The organism is Odoribacter sp. AF15-53, assembly GCF_003479425.1.
Classification (GTDB): Bacteria; Bacteroidota; Bacteroidia; order Bacteroidales; family Marinifilaceae; genus Butyricimonas.
In genome coordinates, this window is record NZ_QUHC01000001.1 from 759,126 (window position 1) to 778,953 (window position 19,828).

At 45.2% G+C, this 19,828-nt stretch carries 15 protein-coding genes; 12 read left to right on the plus strand and 3 right to left on the minus strand.

Features of this window, described 5'->3' with window-relative positions; translation table 11 throughout:
• Position 1 precedes the first annotated feature (1 nt).
• The gene (locus DWW52_RS03080; protein ID WP_118713987.1) at positions 2-637 is read left to right on the plus strand and encodes an RloB family protein; all 636 of its coding nucleotides are present in this window, start codon (positions 2-4) and stop codon (positions 635-637) included.
• Here the strand turns inward: DWW52_RS03080 and DWW52_RS03085 are convergent.
• Both DWW52_RS03085 and DWW52_RS03090 read right to left on the minus strand, forming a co-directional pair.
• Positions 608-1,423: a 7-carboxy-7-deazaguanine synthase QueE gene (locus tag DWW52_RS03085; protein WP_118713988.1), complete on the minus strand. Its 816-nt coding sequence runs from the start codon at positions 1,421-1,423 to the stop codon at positions 608-610. The two genes, DWW52_RS03080 and DWW52_RS03085, sit on opposite strands and share 30 nt — an antisense overlap.
• Before the next feature lie 25 nt (positions 1,424-1,448).
• On the minus strand, positions 1,449-1,985 hold the full coding sequence (locus tag DWW52_RS03090) for a 6-carboxytetrahydropterin synthase (RefSeq protein ID WP_118713989.1): 537 nt from the start codon (positions 1,983-1,985) through the stop codon (positions 1,449-1,451).
• Between the two features lie 650 nt (positions 1,986-2,635).
• Between DWW52_RS03090 and DWW52_RS03095 the strand changes: the two genes are divergently transcribed.
• From DWW52_RS03095 to DWW52_RS03105, 3 genes are all read left to right on the plus strand, one after another.
• A complete protein-coding gene (locus tag DWW52_RS03095; protein ID WP_118713990.1) occupies positions 2,636-3,322 on the plus strand; it encodes a dihydrofolate reductase family protein in 687 nt (228 codons plus the stop codon).
• Positions 3,323-3,333: 11 nt separating this feature from the next.
• On the plus strand, positions 3,334-4,416 hold the full coding sequence (locus DWW52_RS03100; protein ID WP_118713991.1) for an alpha/beta hydrolase: 1,083 nt from the start codon (positions 3,334-3,336) through the stop codon (positions 4,414-4,416).
• A gap of 108 nt (positions 4,417-4,524) precedes the next feature.
• Positions 4,525-5,340 carry a carboxymuconolactone decarboxylase family protein gene (locus DWW52_RS03105; protein WP_118713992.1) on the plus strand — a complete coding sequence of 272 codons (816 nt, stop codon included), beginning with the start codon at positions 4,525-4,527 and terminating at the stop codon, positions 5,338-5,340.
• A gap of 106 nt (positions 5,341-5,446) precedes the next feature.
• On the opposite strand, the gene queC is transcribed toward DWW52_RS03105, so the two are convergent.
• Entirely contained in the window at positions 5,447-6,118 is a 672-nt protein-coding gene (queC, locus tag DWW52_RS03110; protein WP_118713993.1) for a 7-cyano-7-deazaguanine synthase QueC, read from the minus strand.
• A 292-nt stretch (positions 6,119-6,410) separates the two neighbouring features.
• Here queC and DWW52_RS03115 point away from each other — a divergent pair, with 292 nt between their 5' ends.
• The 8 genes from DWW52_RS03115 (at position 6,411) to DWW52_RS03150 (ending at position 19,765) form a co-directional block, all read left to right on the plus strand.
• On the plus strand, positions 6,411-7,304 hold the full coding sequence (locus DWW52_RS03115) for a GNAT family N-acetyltransferase (RefSeq protein ID WP_118713994.1): 894 nt from the start codon (positions 6,411-6,413) through the stop codon (positions 7,302-7,304).
• Between the two features lie 111 nt (positions 7,305-7,415).
• The gene (locus DWW52_RS03120; RefSeq protein WP_233556670.1) at positions 7,416-7,994 is read left to right on the plus strand and encodes an RNA polymerase sigma-70 factor; all 579 of its coding nucleotides are present in this window, start codon (positions 7,416-7,418) and stop codon (positions 7,992-7,994) included.
• 55 nt (positions 7,995-8,049) lie between these two features.
• Positions 8,050-9,228, plus strand: a complete 1,179-nt coding sequence (locus DWW52_RS03125) for a FecR family protein (RefSeq protein WP_118713995.1) — start codon at positions 8,050-8,052, stop codon at positions 9,226-9,228.
• An 87-nt stretch (positions 9,229-9,315) separates the two neighbouring features.
• A complete protein-coding gene (locus DWW52_RS03130) occupies positions 9,316-12,339 on the plus strand; it encodes a TonB-dependent receptor (protein WP_118713996.1) in 3,024 nt (1,007 codons plus the stop codon).
• Positions 12,340-12,350: 11 nt separating this feature from the next.
• Positions 12,351-13,571 carry a DUF4876 domain-containing protein gene (locus DWW52_RS03135; RefSeq protein ID WP_118713997.1) on the plus strand — a complete coding sequence of 407 codons (1,221 nt, stop codon included), beginning with the start codon at positions 12,351-12,353 and terminating at the stop codon, positions 13,569-13,571.
• A 16-nt stretch (positions 13,572-13,587) separates the two neighbouring features.
• The gene (locus DWW52_RS03140) at positions 13,588-15,153 is read left to right on the plus strand and encodes a DUF6850 family outer membrane beta-barrel protein (protein WP_118713998.1); all 1,566 of its coding nucleotides are present in this window, start codon (positions 13,588-13,590) and stop codon (positions 15,151-15,153) included.
• A gap of 171 nt (positions 15,154-15,324) precedes the next feature.
• On the plus strand, positions 15,325-17,565 hold the full coding sequence (locus DWW52_RS03145) for a zinc-dependent metalloprotease (protein WP_118713999.1): 2,241 nt from the start codon (positions 15,325-15,327) through the stop codon (positions 17,563-17,565).
• 4 nt (positions 17,566-17,569) lie between these two features.
• Positions 17,570-19,765, plus strand: coding sequence for a S46 family peptidase (locus DWW52_RS03150; protein WP_118714000.1), 2,196 nt, complete (start codon positions 17,570-17,572; stop codon positions 19,763-19,765).
• Positions 19,766-19,828: the final 63 nt, after the last annotated feature.

Below are 19,828 nucleotides of genomic sequence, written 5' to 3' on the forward strand. Positions count from 1 at the left end.
TATGGCTCGAATGAAAAGAATGAAAGAGACTCGTAAGTCTTATGCTATTATTGGTGAGGGAATCACTGAGTTTTTCTATTTCGATGGATTACGAGAGAGAGAGAAGGAAATCTTGAAAAAATGCAATATAACTCTGAAACCTGATAAACCGAAACATCCGGATTATAGTGATATCTTGACGAAAGCCCGATCCTTGCTAGCAAAAGAGTATGATGTGGTCTTTTGTCTAGTTGATATGGATTACATTAACGCGGATATCACTCGTAAACAAGCTTACATGAAGGAAAAAGCTACATGTGTGAAGAAGTATCGGGATTCGATATATTTTATAGAGAGTAATCCTGCTTTTGAATTCTGGTTGTTATTACATTTTATTTTTACTGATCGTCAATTCCGTAATTGTAACGAGGTAATTATGGAATTGAAAAAAGAGGGACGTCTTGAAAATTACGAAAAGAGCGTTGAATATTTTTCTAAGAGTAATTTGTATTTTCAACTTCGGGATAAGCTTGGAATTGCTATGAGTAACGCTCGTGGATTGCCAATGGATTTGAGTAATCATCACGTCCCGTATTCAAACGTGTTCGAGGCGTTTGATAAATTGGGATTAAACCCCTTGTTTATTCCCGAACAGTGATATGTGCAACCGATCGCAGTAACGCCACCCGTAGCGGATGCAATGTTCCAATGTCTGGGGGATGGAAAGGCGTAGTTCGTCGGGATTTGCTCCCATGGGCATGAGTAGGATGTCTTCTTTTTTCCAGTCGTGTAACCGGGCTAAAAGGTTTTTGATTTCGATGATGTCATTTTCGCCGGAGTAGACGAATTTGAGTTGAAAGTCTTTGCCGTTCTCCCGGGCGTGCGTGATGAACGACTGGATGGCCGGGAGGTTTATCCGGGTTTTGTCGTGGTGTTCGGTGTGTGGAGGGGGAGGTACGGAGCCGGATAGTTTGGGGGAAAGGCTGAAGAAATCGACGTGTTCGACAACGTGTTCGGGGTAAATGGTGGCGTTGGTTTCCACCGTGATGTGGAAAGGGGCCAGAACCTTCAACTGGCGGCATAATTCCCGAACCTCATCCGCTTGTAGAAAAGGTTCCCCGCCCGTGATCACGATGTGGTCGATGTTACCTCGGTTGTGGCGAATGGTCTGCACGATTTCTTCCACGGGCAACGAGAACGAGTTTTCGACCTTGAAGGCCGCGTATGCCGTGTCACACTCGCAAATGTTGCCGGCAAGCGTTTTCCACGTACAATGCAAGTTACATCCGGCTAGCCGGATAAATAAGGAAGGTATACCGTTTAATTTTCCCTCGCCCTGAATCGTGCCCGGGACTTGCAGGCCCGAGGCGGGCAGGTTTTTTAACAGGTTACCGTCTTTATCTTTCGTGATCGGGAAAATACCGTCTTTCGCCAAATGTAACATATGTCGCGTTTTTATTTTCTGTTTTTTAATTCAATTTCTTCCACCACTCGTTCTCTTTCCATTCTTCCTGAATGGCTTCGGAGAAGTGTATGTCGTGAATGTCGAAGTTCACGAGTTTCAAATCTTCCCGGAATGCTTCGGCGTACCCGGTTGCCGTTTCGTGTACCCGCACGGAAGATAATTGCACGTTACCCTCGCCATTTTTGTGTTCCGTGTTTTGGAGGATTTTGTCGATCAGGTAGAGGAGCAACAAAGCGTATCCCTCGGCGGAAGGGGAGACCGGGATTTCGGCTACCCGACGGTTGTATTTGTACACGAAGGATTTCAATTCATCGGATTCCTCTTTCCACAGCGAGTAGGTGTGATCGAAACTGTCCACGAGTTCTTTCACCTTGTCAAGTAACACGAAGTCCATCACCATGTATCCCCGGTCCAGTTTGTCGGAAGTGATGAATACCTCCACGATATAAGAATGTCCGTGTATGTTTTCCCGGCAACGGTGTGACGAGCAGTTCCTCACGATGTGCGCCCCTTCGAATTTGAATAACTTCCTGATAAGCATGTATTAATTTTAATTTTAATGATTTTGATTGTTCGGTTTTAATTGCATGAGAACAATTTGAACAAAAGTAGGGAGATTTCGGGAAATTGCAAATGATATAATGATTCTTTCACCCGGTAGAATCCATAAAAAAACGAGGGTTCTTTACTCGTATTCTACTATACTTTCGCCGGGGATAAACCGGTGATTCACTAATTCTTCAATTAGGCTTCGATTATGCTTCGATTATGCATCAATTGAATATTCAATCAACTTTCAATCAACTTTCAGTTAACTTTCAATGAACTTACTAGTGAGACACTGGTGCGAGTTACCGTCATCTACCTTTCATCCTTGTTCTCTTTAAGGTAACACTTACTGAAAAGACATACGGTTACGCCTCTAGCGTGATTTGAACCGGACAGACGAGGATGAATGTCGGAATGAACTTCACGACAAAGTAATTTGAGCTTCTCGGCAAAGTTGTCGCGAGGCTCTCTTTTTACCTTTGCATTAAAACATTAAAACGTGGAAATCATGAAAACGATGAAAGGGGAAGTTGTAATAATTACCGGTTCCTGTAAAAAAGGTAGCTTAATCCGTAATTGGTCTATTATCTGAACGACAAAGTTGTCTTACTTTTACCGTATATTAAAATAATAATTAAGAATATGAAACCATACATTATTAGTCACATGATGATTTCGGTCGATGGTCGCATCGACTGCCCGATGGTCGGGCAATTGAGCACGGATGAATATTACGTTGCATTGGAAAAACTAGGCCCTTGCTCGAAACTTTCCGGGCGTGTCACGACTGCCCTTGAGTGTACCGCCGTGAAAGAAGAAACTACCCCGGAGACGGGTAATGCCGTCGGACGGGAATCCGTACACGTAGCCCGGCAGTCCGATGAATACACGATTGTTGTCGATACCCACGGAAAACTTCGTTGGCAAGCCGACGAGGCGGACGGTCATCCGATACTCTGTATTGTTAGCGAGCAAGTGTCCGAAACGTATTTGGAAACGCTCCGTTCGCAAGGTATTTCATGGATCGCGAACGGAAAAGAGCGTATTGACCTGCCCAAGGCAATGGAGGTACTCTACGAGCACTTTGGTGTAAGACGTTTGGCAATCGTGGGGGGCGGACATATCTGTGGCGGCTTTCTTGAAGCCGGACTGATTGACGAGGTCAGCATCATGGTTGCACCAGGTATTGACGGTCGTGAAGGACAAACGGCTGTTTTCGACGGTATTACCCGACAGGAATGCAACCCGTTCCGTCTGAAACTGGAAAGCGTGGAGCAATGGGATTCCGGTATAGTCTGGCTTCGTTACAAGACAAGGAAGGATGAATAAATACGATTAAGATGAAGAAGATACAAGTAATTACCATGATTACGTTCCTAACCTTTGCTGGTGCATTGGCATCCTCGGGAAGGACAATAGAAAAAGAGATAAAATCAATAGATATGGATACATTGGAATTAACTAAAGAATGGGACAAGACCTTCCCACAGAGCGATAAGGTTGAACATGTAAAGATAATTTTTCACAACCGCTACGGCATTACGCTTGCGGCCGACCTGTATAAACCGAGAAATGCACGGGGACATCTTGCGGCTATCGCCGTGAGCGGTCCTTATGGGGCCGTAAAGGAGCAGGTGTCGGGACGTTATGCCCAGACACTTGCCGAGTACGGTTTTCTGACCCTTGCTTTCGACCCTTCGTTTTATGGGGAAAGCGGCGGAGAACCCCGTTATCTCACGTCGCCCGAGATTAGCACGGAAGATTTCAGCGCGGCGGTCGATTACCTGCTGACACGCGAGGATGTAGACGCTGAGCGTATCGGTATACTCGGCATCTGTGGTTGGGGCGGATTTGCTTTGAATGCCGCGGCCAATGATACGCGAATCAAGGCTACCGTTACCTCGACCATGTATGACATGAGCCGCGTGAATGCTAAAGGTTATTTCGATGCCAACGATAATGCCGATGCACGTTATAGGCTGCGTCAGGCTTTGAACGTACAGCGCACGAAGGACTATCTGAGCGGTAATTACGAGCGTGATGGCGGCGTGGTCGATCCTGTTCCGGAAGACGCTCCGCTTTTTGTCCGTCAGTATCATGATTATTACAAGACCGAACGCGGTTACCACCACCGTTCGCCCAATTCCACAAAAGGAATTTCCAAAACCAGTTCTCTGGCATTCATCAATATGCCAATTCTCTCTTATATCGACGAGATACGCGGTGCCGTGCTGCTGGTGCATGGTGCCGAGGCCCATTCACGCTATTTCAGCGAGGATGCCTATAAACGGCTGACTGGTGACAACAAGGAACTTTTGATAGTCCCCGGTGCAAACCATACCGACCTGTACGATAACCTCGGCGTGATTCCATTCGACAAGATAAGCGATTTCTTCAAAAAGTTTTTGAACAGGAATAATTAAAAGCGTAGAATATGGATCGCGGAAACTTACTCGGTGCGGGAACGGTTCGTCTGTCTGCATGGGAAATGGAAGAGTTCGACATCAAATAACTTCATTCAATAAAGAATCATGAATAGAATCATTTTAATTTCAGTATTTAGCATTTTAACACTTAATGTTATGGCACAAAAAAAGATAGTACAAACGGCTGGGCGTGATCAGCTCGGTGAGTTCGCTCCTAAATTCGCGGAACTTAACGACGATGTTCTTTTCGGTGAGGTATGGAGCCGGACCGACAAACTTGGTCTTCGCGACCGTAGTCTGGTTACGATTACCTCGCTCATCAGTCAAGGTATCACGGACAGTTCGCTGACATTTCATCTCCAGTCTGCGAAGAATAACGGTATTACCCGTACTGAAATTGCCGAAATCATCACTCACATTGGCTTCTATGCCGGATGGCCTAAAGCGTGGGCGGCCTTCCGTCTTGCTAAAGACGTATGGGCGGAAGATACGACCGGTAACGATGCTAAAGCTGCATTCCAGCGTGAAATGATTTTTCCCATCGGTGAACCGAACACGGCATATGCGCGGTATTTTATCGGTAATAGTTATCTCGCCCGCATTTCGACCGAACAGATTCCGTTTGCTAACGTGACGTTCGAGCCTCGCTGTCGCAACAACTGGCACATTCATAAGGCCACGAAAGGAGGCGGTCAGATGCTTGTCGGCGTGGCCGGACGGGGCTGGTATCAGGAGGAGGGTAAACCGGCACGGGAGATTTTGCCCGGTACGGTCATCCATATCCCCGCGGGTGTGAAGCATTGGCACGGCGCGGCGGCCGATAGTTGGTTCGCGCACCTCGCTTTTGAGATTCCCGGAGAGAACACGTCCAACGAATGGCTGGAACCCGTGACTGATGAGCAGTACGATAAACTGAAATAAATTGTAAGCTGGGTCTCCGAATGAGATAAATTGAGCCTTGCGGCAAATACGTCGCGGGGCTTTGCTTTTACCTTTGCATCAGAGAAATAACTAAAATAAATGAATTTTAATTGTCCAGTGGGTCTTTTATTCCCGCTTCTTCGAATGCTTTTGCACGAAGGAGGCAACTATCACACGTCCCGCAAGGTTTTTCTTCGCCGCGGTAGCAAGTCCAAGTGAGACTGTAATCAACCCCGAGGCGTGTGCCTAAGCGTACTTCTTCGGCTTTGGTCATGTGCATGAAAGGGGCGTGGAGCGTGATCTTTTGTTTCTTCTCGGCCCCGAGAACGGTACCCAGGTTAATGGTTTGTTCCATGGAGCGGATGAATTCCTCGCGGCAATCCACGTACCCGGAGTAATCTACCTCGCTGACCCCGATGAAGATGTCGGTAATGTCGAGCGCGTCGGCATAGGAAGCGGCCACGGAAAGGAATACCATGTTACGGGCCGGAACGTAAGTGTCGGGAATGGTTGTGCGGTTGATATCCCCGTCGTGAATATCCATTTTCTCGTCCGTGAGGGAACAACCATCCCATTGGTTCAACATGATTTTCACGAATTTGTGTTCTTTAACCCCGGCCGCTTTAGCCACGGCTTTAGCCGCTTTTATTTCTTTATCGTGTTTCTGTCCGTACTCGAACGTGATGGCGTAGATTTCGTCAAATCCTTGCTCTTTGGCAACGTATAGGGCCGTGGTGGAATCCAGTCCCCCGGACAATAAAACAAGTGCTTTTTTCATGGTTTTCTCTCTCCTGTTGATTACGGGTACAAAGGTAATATATTTCAAACATTGAGCAATTCATCGGGGGAGGTAGAAAGGAAGTAAATTTATCGTGTGCGCTGCAAATTTAAACAGAATAAATGAGATAAAGGGGGGATACAGGTATTGTTTTTTTCTTTATATTTGTGTTAATCTTCATTTCGGATCGAGGCGTAAAAGTTCCATTACAGGCGGTGGTGGCGGATTTTGAATGTAATTCAGCTTTTGGGAGATTCTTGTCAAAAGTGTTTAATCATTAAAATGGAATACTATGAAGAAAGCAGACGAAATGACAAGTGAGGAAAAGATAGAGCGAGCAGTCGAGATATTTGAAGCCGCGACACGTGCCACGTGTGATTGGTGGACTGAAGGGATGATCGAGTTACATAAAAATGATATCAGGGAAAAATTACCATTTGTTTTTAGAATGTGGATGGTTGATGAAAATGGTTATCTCGTGGCTTTTTTAGCTTTAAGGAGAACGTATATTGATATGCTATACGTGCATCCGGATTATTTTGGTAAGGGATATGGTAGTAGATTATTAAAGCAAGCTGTTGAAGTTTATCATGCGGAAACATTGCTGTGTATCCGAACTCCGGATGAGCGGGTATTTGAATTTTATAAAAAGCGAGGGTTTGTTGTCGATAGGGAGATGCGGGAGGAGGAAACAGATTGTCCGACCCCTTATCCCCTGTTGTTTATGCGTCTGGAAAAACCGGCGCAAAGGGTGGAGAAGTTAGAGGGCGAATTGGACGAGTATATCGAATTGTTAAAATACGGGGACTGCTCTTTAGAAAAGAAATGGAATTATTTGGAGACTTGTGAAGTATTCGGTTTGATAAAAGAAGAAATGGTAATAGGGATCATGGTCGTGAATCAAGAAGGTCGGATCGTGAATTTAGCCGTATATCCTGATTTTCAATGTCAGTTTTATGGTACGTACTTGGTTCATTGTGTAATTGATTATTATCAGAATAAATTCCGGTGGTTGACGGTCGCTATAAGTGGGGATAAGGTGCCTTATTTCAAACGTTTTCAGTTCACAAGGCAACGTACCGTGAAAGATTTTTACCGGTGGAAATACCCGCGATCAAGAAGAAAGCATCGGAAACGGTATGATCCTTGGGATTTGGTGTATATGAGAGTCCGGATTGGTAAATAACGCGAAATTTTTATTGACCGAAACACGTGGATTGTGTTTATTTATTCTAAATAAGTATTGCTATATCCGATTTATTTACTATTTTTGTTTTTCGGATGTATTATTCTTGCTATGGATTACACGAATACGGGAATTTTAGTATCGGCTTTGAATGAGGGAAACATACTTGCTTTCGAGTATGTTTACAAGACTTATTTCAAAGACCTGTTGAATTATGCAAGCCGTATTCTGGGGGATCCGGAGGCGTCGAAAGATGCCGTTCAACAGGCTTATTACCGGATGTGGGAGAATCGTGTGACGTTGACGATTGCGGTGTCCCCGCGAGCCTATTTGTACCGTTCCGTGTATAATAATTGTTTGAATTCGATCACGCATAAAAAGACGATTCGGAAGTACGAGGAAGAGCAATTGAAAGAACTTTATTTTTCTACCGTGGTACAAACCCCGGAGGCGGAGATGATTTTGGAGCGTTCCGAGATGGAACGGGCAATCATGACAGCCGTGGAGGGTTTACCGGGAAAATGTAGAGAGATTTTCATGTTGAGTAAGGTGGATGGGCTGAAAAATAGGGAGATCGCGGATCAACTGGGAATATCCTTGAAAACCGTGGAGGCTCAAATGACAATAGCAATCAAGCGGTTACGAAAAGAATTGGGGTGGCTGCTACAATTATTTATTTTTTTCGGGTAAATCTTTAGGGGTAAATCGGGAGTGTTTTGTCTTAAGAGCATAAAACGGAAAATTTATGCGAGAGACTTTTGAGAATATAGATGAATTGTTAACCCGGATTTTAGATGATAGCGCGGATCGGGAAGATGTGCGGGTGTTCGGGGAATGGATTCGTCTGGAGGGGAATAAAACCTATTTCGAAGAATTCAAAAAGATATGGAATCTTTCTTCTGGCATTCAATGCGATGACCGGGCCGTGGAAGCCGGATGGCAGGATTATAAACGATTTATGGTTTCTTCCCGGAAAAAGAAGACTTCGTTTTTATTACGGGATATGTGGAAATACGCGGCTGCGATCGTGATATTGGCGGTGTCTGTTTTTTGGTTTTTAAAACCGGAACAGACAGACGAGGGGGAGGTAAGCGTGGCGGAGTACGTGGATATCCCCATGAAGAACGCTACCGGGGTGACGTTGTTTCTGGCAGATGGTAAGGCCGTGGAAGTGTCGGATACGGGGGAGAAGGTGATTCATGAAAAGAAGGGTGAAGTTCAAATCAGACAGGAAGCCGGAAAAGGATTGGTGTACGAGTCATCGGATAAGCAGGTGGTGGAGGAAGAGGTGATGAATGAGGTGGTGGTTCCCGGTGGTGAACGTATGTCGATCGTGTTGTCCGACGGGACAAAGGTATGGTTAAATTCCGAAAGCGCGATTCGTTACCCGGCCCGGTTCGGGAATGAAAGACGGGTGGTGACCGTGAAGGGAAACGTGTATTTTGAAGTGGAAAAAGACGCGAAGAGACCTTTTATCGTGGTTATGAAGGATATGGTTACCGAAGTGTTGGGGACTTCTTTTGAAGTAAATACTTACGGGGATCACGATCGGGTTTTCATGACACTGGTAGAAGGATCAGTACGGGTGAGAGCGGGTGGAAATAGCGTTATAGCCCGGCCGGATGAAAGAATAACCTTTGACTTGATGTCCAAAAAGATGAATTCGGAGGCGGTAGATGCTTCCCGGGAAATAGTATGGAAGGATGGTTTACTTGTCGTTAGAAACGAGCCTTTTTCGGATGTGATGCGTAAATTGGAGCGTTGGTTCGGGGTTTCTATTAAAGACCAGTCTACCCGGGGAAAGGATTTGTTGTTTAGTGGTGTTTTCGAGCGAGGGAACGTGGTGATGGCTCTGGAAACGGTATGTGCAAATTTGAATATGAATTATATGATAGATGGAAAACAAGTGGTATTGAAAGATTAAAAGAGCACCCGGTATGCGACCAAACATGAGGATACTCTTTTAAAGGTAGTTTAATAACTTTATTTATCAACTAGTAGCTACAAAACTATGAAAAAAATCAGTAAGTATTGTAGACGCTGGATAAAAATTTTCGACCAAAGATTTTTGTTCGCGGCTATAATGGTAGGGACGATTTTATACGTACCGACCATAGGATTGGCTCAGAGAGCAGTACGTCAGAATGTGACGTTGGAGTTGAAGGGTGCTACTTTGACTCAACTTTTTGAGGAAATAATGAAACAGACGGATTATCGTTTCTTTTTTAATGATGCGCAGGAGAAGAGTTTTAAAGGGATTACCGTTTCGGTTCAAAATGAACGGTTGGACAGTGTGTTGAACCGGGTGTTCAAGGGAAGCCGTTACACGTACCGGATGATCGGTTTGCAGGTGGTGATCGTGGATCGGCCCGTGGAATTGCCTAATCAAAATGTGAAGCGAACGGATATCACGCTACTGGTGAAGGACAGTACGGGCAGTTATCCTTTAGCCGGGGTGGCCTGTATCATGAGGGAATTGGGAATTTATGGCGTGACGGATGTGAACGGGGTGGCTGTTTTACGTCAGGTCCCGCTGGGTGAAACCGAGTTGGATTTACAGATTCTAGGGTACGAGAATTACCGGAAAATGATTGTCGTGAAGGAGAATTTTTCGTTGGAGGTTAAGATGGTCGAGACCTCTCTGGCTTTGGACGAAGTGAACGTGGTAGCGACCAAAAATGCTGCCGGACAGGCAACGAGTTCCAAGATCGGACGTCAGGCGATAGATCACATGCAGGCAACGAGCTTGGCGGATTTAATGCAATTACTTCCTGGAAACTTGTTGAAGGAGAATAGTTTGATGACGAGCCCGGAGCAGTTTTACCTGCGAACGTTGAGTTCGGATGTGAATAATGCTTTCGGGGTTTCAATCATGGTGGACGGTATCCCGATGTCGAACAACACGAATTTGAACTCGAACGAGTTTAACGTGGTGGGAGGTGGATACGATTTACGTAAGATCGGGACGGATAATATCGAGTCGGTTGAAGTGATTCGCGGTGTTCCTTCCGTGGAGTACGGGGATTTGAGTGCCGGTGCGGTTATCGTGAAGACAAGCGTGGGGGAGAGTCCTTACCATGTGAGAGTGAAAGTGAATCCTTCTATTATTCAATCTTCTTTAAATAAAGGTTGGAATCTGGGCGAGAAGCGAGGTATGTTGAACGGGAGTTTCGATTATTTGCGGTCTTCCGGTGATCCCCGGTTGAAGACCAAGTCTTTTGACCGGATAAACGGTTCGGTGGCTTATTCCAATACGTTGGGAATTTGGCGTATGACGGCCCGGGCGGCTTATTCGGGAATCGTGGATAACACGGATCAGGATCCGGATGAAGTGGATTATGGTACGTATACTAAAAATAAAGATTACACGTTGAAGTTCAGTCACGAGGGAAGTTTCGCCTTAAATATGGCGTTAAGCCGGACGTTGCGTTATAACGTGGGATACACGATGGGACGTTCCGATTATTTTACATCGGCAATCGTGTCAAGTGCCACGGGGCGTAAGGCAATTTACACGGCGAAAGAGGAAGGTATTCACGAGGCGATCGTGTTGCCCGCGTCATACAAGACTTCGGGAGGAACGATCGGTAAACCTGAAAATTTGTTTACCAAGGTGAGTAACGAGTTTTTCGTGAAAAGCGGTATCCTGAATCAACGTTTTAACATGGGTGTGGAATATCAATATAGTCGCAACCGGGGAGAAGGAGATTATAACACGGATGACGCGTTGCCTTTGAAACCCACGAATGCACGTCCCAGAGGTTTTCGGGAAATACCGGCATTGCACCAGTTGTCGGCTTATTTTGAGGATAATGTCACGTTGAATATTAAGGATTTTCCGGTAAAAATCCAAGCGGGTGTACGTTACACGAATTTGCAACCCGGTAAGGATGAGAGCGTGTGGTCATTGTCCCCCAGGGTGAACTTGGCTTTATCGCCAACGAAATGGTTGGATGTGAAAGCTGCTTTCGGTAAAAATGCCAAGACTCCGGGATTGATACATTTGTACCCGGATCTGAAATACGTGGATCGCGATATCGTGAATTACGGGACGGGGAATCCGGATGAACAATTGATGATGTACGATACCCGGATTATAGAAGTGGATAATTCAAAATTGAAGAATTCCACGACAACTCGTTACGAGGTGGGATTTGACGTGAAATTGCCGAAAGGTAAGGTGTTGTCGATATCCGCTTTTCGGGATAAGAATGATTTGGGATTCGGTGCTTTGTCTAATTACGTGACTTACGCGTTTGATTATTATGACACGTCGAATGGTGGCGTGATACCGAACCCGGACGGGGGTAAACCCACGATAGATTATTCCAAACCTTACAAGCGGGATACGGTGATGACAACTACCGGGGAGACGGGAAACACGAGCGGGAGCTTGAATCAGGGAATCGAGTTTGATTTTGAATTTGGTAGAATCAACCCTATCCGGACGAATTTATATCTGCGGGGAGGGTATATGAGAACGGAGAGTTATTCGACTAAAATGCTTTCCAGTCGCCCGGTCGGTTATTCCGGGGATTCGGAAACACCACCCCTCTTGGTGATGTATCCCAGTAAGAAGCAAAAGGATATTCAAGAACAATTCAGCACCCAGTTGCAGGCCGTGTGCCATATTCCCAGGTTGAAAATGGTAGCCTCTGCCGTGTGTCAGGTTGTTTGGTATTCTTACACGAAATCAACAAATCCGAAACGGGTTCCCGTGGGATATTTGACAAATAAATTGGAGTATCACGAGATCTCGGAGACGATGTTGAACGATCCGGATTGCCGTATCGGGGGGTATTTGTTGAAAGACCAGATTATTGATCCCAAGACGAAGAGCGGTACAAAACAACCGCCGATATGGTTGTTAAATTTACGACTGACGAAGAATATCGCTGATTTTGCAGGTTTTTCGTTTTACGTGAATAACCTGCCGTATTATCAACCCTGGCAACATAGTAACCAGACAAAAACATTGAGCGAGAGAAGTTTGAACTCGTTTGCTTTTGGAGTGGAACTTTCTATTAAACTTTAATTGCAGAGAATATGAAAAGAATAAATATATTTCGGTATTTGATGGTCTTCTGCGGGATAGTTTCCCTGTGTGGGGGATGTATGCCGTCAACGGCGGATATCTCCCCGGTGCGTGAGGTGGCGATCAAGATTCGTTATCAGGAATCTGATTTCGTGGATACCCGTTATGCTAATAAAGAGGTCGAGATTAAGGGTAGTCGGGCTTCTTACAAGACGGTTACGGATGCGGAAGGAATGGCCGTGTTTCATGATTTGCAACCCGGTGTATACAACTTATCCGTTTCGACGATTTTGCCTGAGGAGGATTATGGTAATATGGTAAATCCCCCGGTGGAAGATAACGATGTGATGGTAAACGGAGTGTTGGCAAATATAAGTGTTTACGAGGACTATAGCGGGGAGTTGATTTTACAGGTCGGGATCCGTCAAAGTTTGATATTTAGCAAGGTGTACTATTCCGGTACGAAGAATGCCAATAACCGGAATTATGACGTGGATCAGTATATCGAACTCTATAATAATTCGGATCAGGCGGTTTCGACGGAGAATCTTTATATCGCTTTGTTAGAAACGGAGAGTACGCCTTGGTTTGCCGACGAGAAGGAAGATTATATTTATGCAAAGGATGTGTTTCAATTGCCTACCCGGGAAGTGGGGCCGGGAGAGAGTATACTGATTGCAAGGCAAGCTATCAATCACACGATTGATGCCCCGTTGTCATTGGATCTGAGCAATGCGGATTACGAGGTAAAAGCCGTTAATAAACCCCAGAACGCTTTGGTTGAACAGTTACCGCACGTGTATAAGGCTTTTCCCACGATTGATTGGTTGAATATGGTTGTGGGTGGGGGTAACCAGTTGATCCTGTTCCGTTACGAGGAGAATATACAGGATTTGCCAAAGAAACAAAAGCCGAACGCTAGCGCGTCTTCTCAATGGTATCTGCAAATAAAGACCAAGATGGTGTTGGATGGCGTGGAATTTTTAAAGTATAATGCCCAAGGAGTGGATCTCGCGAAGAAGAGAATGCCGGCCACGATTGACGCTTCTTACCAGACGCTTTCGACAGCAGCCGGAAGAACGGGAGAGAGTATGGAGAGAAAAGTTGCTAAGGTAGAAGAGGATGGGCGTGTCGTGTTGCAGGATACGAATAATTCATTGGAAGATTTCGTGTGTACGTCAGATATACGACCGTTGATTTACACGAAACCGGAATTACAACCTCAGGAATAATTAAAAGTATAAAGTGATGTATAGAAAATATATATACTTGTGTCTGGCACTCTTGGCGAGTGTGGTTGGAAGAAGTCAGACTTCTACGGACACGACGGATTTGGTGACTCCGGAAAAACAAACGCTGGAGATGGTAAGGCAATTGTGGTTGCCAACTCGGAACGCGGCCGGATTGGGATTTGATCCCGTGGCGGATCATGGAGACGCGTGGTTGGGCGTGTATCATTCTTCCGGGGATTATCACCGGGCACAGGAGGGAAGTCGGGTGAATGGCCTGAATTTCCTGGCGGAACGTTATTCCAAGATTGCTCGTAATTTGTATGTTTGGGGTAGTTTTAAATTCACCATGGATCGGGAGAGCGAGAGAGCTTGGGCGGACATGATGGTGAAAGAGTATACCGGCCCTTATAATTACGGTAGTAGCGTGAAAGGAAGTTATGATCGGCAATTGTTTGATCTGAAAGTAAAACTGGCAACCGGTTCTATCGGACGTTTTACTTTTGGGGTAGGAGTGGATTACGTGGTTGGTGATTTATCTCGTTTACGTGACCCTCGTTCCCGGGTTTTGATGGCTGATTATGCTATTATTCCCTCGATTACATATCAGGTATCGGAGAAGCACGCGTTGGGTTTTGACGTGTATTATCGTTTCCGGAAAGAGCGATTGGATAATATTACCACGGTGCAGAGGGAAAAACAGTTCGAGTATTATCTGTTTAAGGGAATGGAGAATTACTGGATGACAACGGAGTTGGGAAAAGTGAATCGCCGCACGATGGGGAACATGGTTGGTGGAGATTTGCAATACAAGTTGAAAGGAGAGAAGGGGGCGTGGATGTTTTCTTTGGGATACGAGCGTCTGATGGAAGATGTCGTGGATCGGGAGAGACAAGAGCCGGGAGATTATAACGCGCAGAAGTTTAGTTTTTATTCCGGTTTTCGGGTGGAAAATGCCCGTTTCTTACAGGCTTTGAATATAAATGCGGATTATACCAGAGGACAGGCCGAGGAATTCGTGCAGGAACAGGTGAATATCACGCATAGTAACGGAATGGTGTCCGAGAAATGGGTTACCTTGTATAATTACGTGACGTTTAAGGATAATTATTTGAACGTGAGTGCTGATTACACGTTGTATAGAGGAGATATTTCCCGCAAGGATTATTGTTGGTTTGCCGGGATTAAAGGCGCGTTCGGGCGATGGGAAGAGCGTTATATTTTACCCGAATCCACCCGTGATATTTCTACTTTGCGCGTGGGGGTGAACGGTGCCGGACGTTTGATAAATAAATCAAACGGGAAGCTGTGGTTGCAGGCAACCGTGAACGGTTCTTTGCCCGTGGAGACAAACATGCATCTGGTAGAAGAAAATGTATTCACGGAAAACGTGATGAGCCCGGATATGGATTTTTATAAAGCGAAAACATTGGAGACAAAGATTGATTTACAATATTCGTTTCCCGTGAAATTGAAAAAAACAGCCATGACAGCTTACGTGAAAGGGTATGCCGGAAATGTATTCACGGATAGTTTCGGGTCTCGTTTCAGCGGGGGAATTTCAATCGGGATTTTAACGAGGTAGGGAGTACATAGGGGTTTATAAGGTTCATAAAGTTTATAAGGTTTATAAAGTTTGTGGCCCCTAGCGAGCGCTTTGTCTACGGTAGCAAGGCTGCCGATAAACACTGTCCGAAGGACACCCGTGACTTTATGAACCTTATAAACCTTATAAACTTTATAAACTCATTGTAGTATGTGTAAATTATTGTTACTGTTAGGATTGGTATTTTGTGTGATGCGGGTAGATGCAGAGAATCCTTTGAAAATAGTAAAACGGGGAAAGGCCTATCACTTGGAAGTTTCCGATTCTCTTTTAGGACGGGATTTACTTCTGGGTGCTAGGGTTGTGGACCTGAGTGTACAGAAAAATATCTCGGCGGGGCAGACGATGGGGAATCCGATCGTGGTACGGTTTGTGTCGAATGGAAAGATGTTGAACATGGAGAAGTTGGTGTCTCAGGCTGTGTGGCGGGAGGATGATCCCGCGGCCCGGTTGATAGCCCGGAATAATACGGTTCCGGTGCTGCACGTGTTTGATGTGGTTGCCAGAGAAGAAGAGAGGAGGGTAACCGTGATTGATGTGACTCGTTATTTCAGCGATGAGATTAATGAAGTCAGTCCGTTACCGGGAGGAATCAAGCAAGGTAGATTGGAACCGAAAGCTTCTGGAATTGTCCGGTTCTCTAATCATGAGAACCGGGTAAACGTGACGACCTTGTATGCTTATACCGGTGGAAAGGAACCGTTTCGGGTGACGATTAATTACACTCTGTTGGTATTACCGAAAGAGCAGATGCGTCCCCGTTATGACGACGAACGAGTCGGATATTTTTCTTCCGCCAAGACGGTTTATAATACCACCAAGAAGGTATACCGTCCCAAGTATATTTCCCGGTGGAGAATAGAGCCGAAGCCGGAAGATAAAGAAAAGTATATGGCGGGAGAACTCGTGGAACCGATGAAGCCGATTGTTTTTTATTTTGATCCGGCAACACCGCCTTTGGTGAAGAAATATGCCCGTTTGGGGATATTGGACTGGAATAAGGCTTTCGAGGCTATTGGTTTTAAAAACGTGATGCAAGTGAAAGATTTCCCGTCAAAGGATTTTAATAGTGAAGATTTGACCGTGAATTGTTTCCGGTATATTCCCACGATAGATGCTAACGCATCCGGGCCAATCTGGACGGACCCCCGTTCGGGAGAGATTATTCAGGCCGATATTTTGTGGTATCATAATGTCGTTCGCCTGTTGCAGGAATGGCGTTTTATCCAGACGGCTGCAGCCGATCCGTCTGTACGGGGGAAAGAGTTGGATGAGGAGACAATGGGGGAATTAATCCGTTATGCCGTGGCTCACGAGACGGGGCATACTTTGGGGATGAAGCACAATATGAGAGCTTCGTTTGCCTACCCGGTTGATTCTTTACGTTCTCCTTCTTTCACGAGAGAATTCGGAACCACGGCTTCTATCATGGATTACGCTCGTAATAATTACGTGGCTCAACCGGGGGATGCGGCTCGTGGCGTGAAAATGACGCCTCCTTTGCTGGGACCTTTTGATTATTTTGCTATCCGTTGGGGGTATACACCTTTATACGAGGCAAATACACCAGAGGAAGAATTGCCGTTACTGGACCGGATGTTCCGGGAAAAAGGGGATGATCCGGTCTATTTGTTTGCCAATATGGCGATGGGCCCAGTGGTTCCCGATCCTTCGGGACAGTCGGATATGCTTGGGGACGATCTCTTGAAATCTGCTACTTACGGGATTGCTAATTTGCGGTATATTATGAAGCATTTAACGGAATGGTGTGCGGATGAGGGAGAAAGTTATGACCGGATGAAAGAGATGTATGAGGCCGGGATAAAACAGTTTTACAAGTATATGAATAATTGTGCTTCTTACTTGGGAGGCGTGTATTATTTGCCGGGAACTGTCGGACAGAGAGAACGTCGTTATATTCCCGTGGACCGGGAGCGGCAGAGGGAAACTGTCTTGTTTGTTTTGAAACAGCTGGAGGAGTCCGGTAGTTGGATGGTTGATGATAGACTATTTGGCTTGATTGGTGACAAGACAGATTTAATCATGGGGCGGCAGGGTGAAATAATAGGGACGTTGTTGTCGCCGAATTTGTTGTCCAGAATGATAACTTCCACGTATTCTTTAGATGAATATTTGTCGGATGTTACAAATTATTTGTTCGCTAAAAAGGTGAATAGTGACGATTTATACTCCCGGAACAGGCAGATTGCTTACGTGATTGCTTTGAAAAAATTGTGTGAGACAGATGGAAAAGAAGAACCTAAAAAAGCGTCAGAGAATTTGCGAACCGCTATTGCTCGAGGGGAAGCTGTTCGTTTGGAAAAGAAGTTGGAACGGTGGGCAAAATCTTCGGGAGAGGCAAAATTTATGTTAGATATTTTAAAACGATAAAAATATGTGGAGATTAGTATTGTTGTGTGTTGTAATTTTTGCAATTACAATAGGTAAAGTTCGTGCTGACGAGGGAATGTGGTTACCGATATTGTTGAAGAATCAGAAGTTCGCGGAGATGCGTAAGAAGGGTTTGAAGCTTTCGGCCGAGGAGATTTATAGTGTGAATCAGGCTTGTTTGAAAGATGCGGTGATCGGTTTGGTTACCGAAGGACCGGATAATTTAGCCAGTTTTTGTACGGCCAGTTTCGTGTCGGATCAAGGCTTATTGATCACGAATTTTCATTGTATCATGAGTTATATAGAGCGTTTCTCTACTCCGCAGAATGATTTTCTCAAATATGGGTATTGGGCGAGTCGACGGGAAGAGGAGAGTTTTTGCCGGGGGTTAATGGTGAAACAATTGGTTAGGATGGAGGACGTGACCGACAGGATGACGGAGGGGACGCAAGGTTTATCGGGAGAAGAATACGTGCGTAAGGTGAACGAGAACGGGAAGAAGTTGGCAGAGGAGGTGAAAAAAGAAAAAAATCTGGAAATGCGTGTGCAGAGTCTTTTTGCCAATAATCAATATGTCATGTCCGTGTACCGTTTGTTCAAGGATGTTCGGATGGTGGCGGCTCCTCCTATGGCTATCAGTAAATTCGGGGGATTGAGCGATAATTGGGAATGGCCCAGACACACGGGGGATTTTGCTTTTTTACGGGTCTACGTGAACGAGAATAATGAATCCCGTGCGTATAATCAGAAAAACGTGCCTTATAAGCCCACGAATTATTTGAAAATTTCATTAAAAGGGGTGAAAGAGGATGATTTCGCTATGGTGTTGGGTTATCCGGCTTCTACCCGTCAATACGTGCCTTCTTTTGGTTTACAGGCGATTATTGAAGGTCAGAATGCGGCAAAAGTAAAGATTCGGGGGGAGAAACTGGCTATTTTGAAACAGGAAATGGAGGAACACCCGGAATTGCGATTGCGTTATTCAACCCGGTTGTCTTCTATTTCAAATAGTTATTTGAAATGGAAAGGGGAGATTCAGGGTGTACGACGTATGGGATTGATCGAAAAGAAAGAAGCAGAAGAACAGGCTTTTCAACAATGGGTTGAAGCTTCCCCGGAACGCAAGTCCGAATACGGGTCTGTGTTAAATGATATGCGGGAAGTTTACAAGGAATTGTCCGAATATAACCTGGCAAATGATTATTTTTCGGAAGCGGGATTGAACGGTGCCGAGATTGTTCCTTTTATCGGGAAGTTTGAAAAATTAGTTGCCATGTATAACGGGCGTAAACCGGTGAAAGAGGCCAGCCAGAAAAATGAATCCAAACGGTTAATCGGGTTGACCAAACAGTTTTTTGGAAACTGGTCGTACGAGATTGATCGTAAAACATTTCGTAATATGCTGGTGCGTTATTATGAAGGAATGCCGGCCAAGTTTCATGCAGAGGTGATGATCAAATATTTGCAGCAATATGACGGGGATGTGGAGAAGTTGTCGCAAGATATATTTGCCAAATCCATGTTCACGAAAGAGCGGGATTTATTGACTTTTTTGGAATCGGGTAAGGAAAATGGGGTGAAAGTGATCACGGAAGACCCGTTGTACCAGTTGGCTATTAGCTATTACCGGATTTACGTGGAGCGTATCGCTCGTCAACGAGGAGCGTGGCAGACGAAAATGGTGCCTTTGTACAAGAGTTTCCAGAAAGGAATGTTGGAAATGAACCGGGATAAAATGTTGTATCCGGATGCCAATGGTTCTTTACGCGTTGCTTACGGTAAAGTGTGTGGAGGGGAACCGGAAGACGGGTTATCATATCGGTATTACACGACGCTGGACGGGATGTATGATAAATATTTGAATCATCCGGAGGACGAGGAATACTACATGCCGAAGAAAATGCAGAAATTATATCAATCCCGGGAGTTCGGACGATACGCGGATCACGAGGGCAAGTTAAGAATGTGTTTTATGACCGATATACATACTACCAGTGGAAATTCGGGGAGTCCGGTGGTAAATGCGAGGGGAGAACTGGTCGGTATTAATTTTGATCGTATCTGGCAAGGAGTCGCTTCCGATTACCAATATGATCCGGATATATGCCGGGGGATAGCGGTGGATATCCGGTATATTTTGTTTGTACTGGAAAAATACGCACCTTTCTCATACGTGTTTGATGAGATAAGTATAAAATAAACTTCTGGGTGAAAAACAGATTTGTTTTTCTGAGATTTAGTATCTTTGGGGGTGTCTAACAAG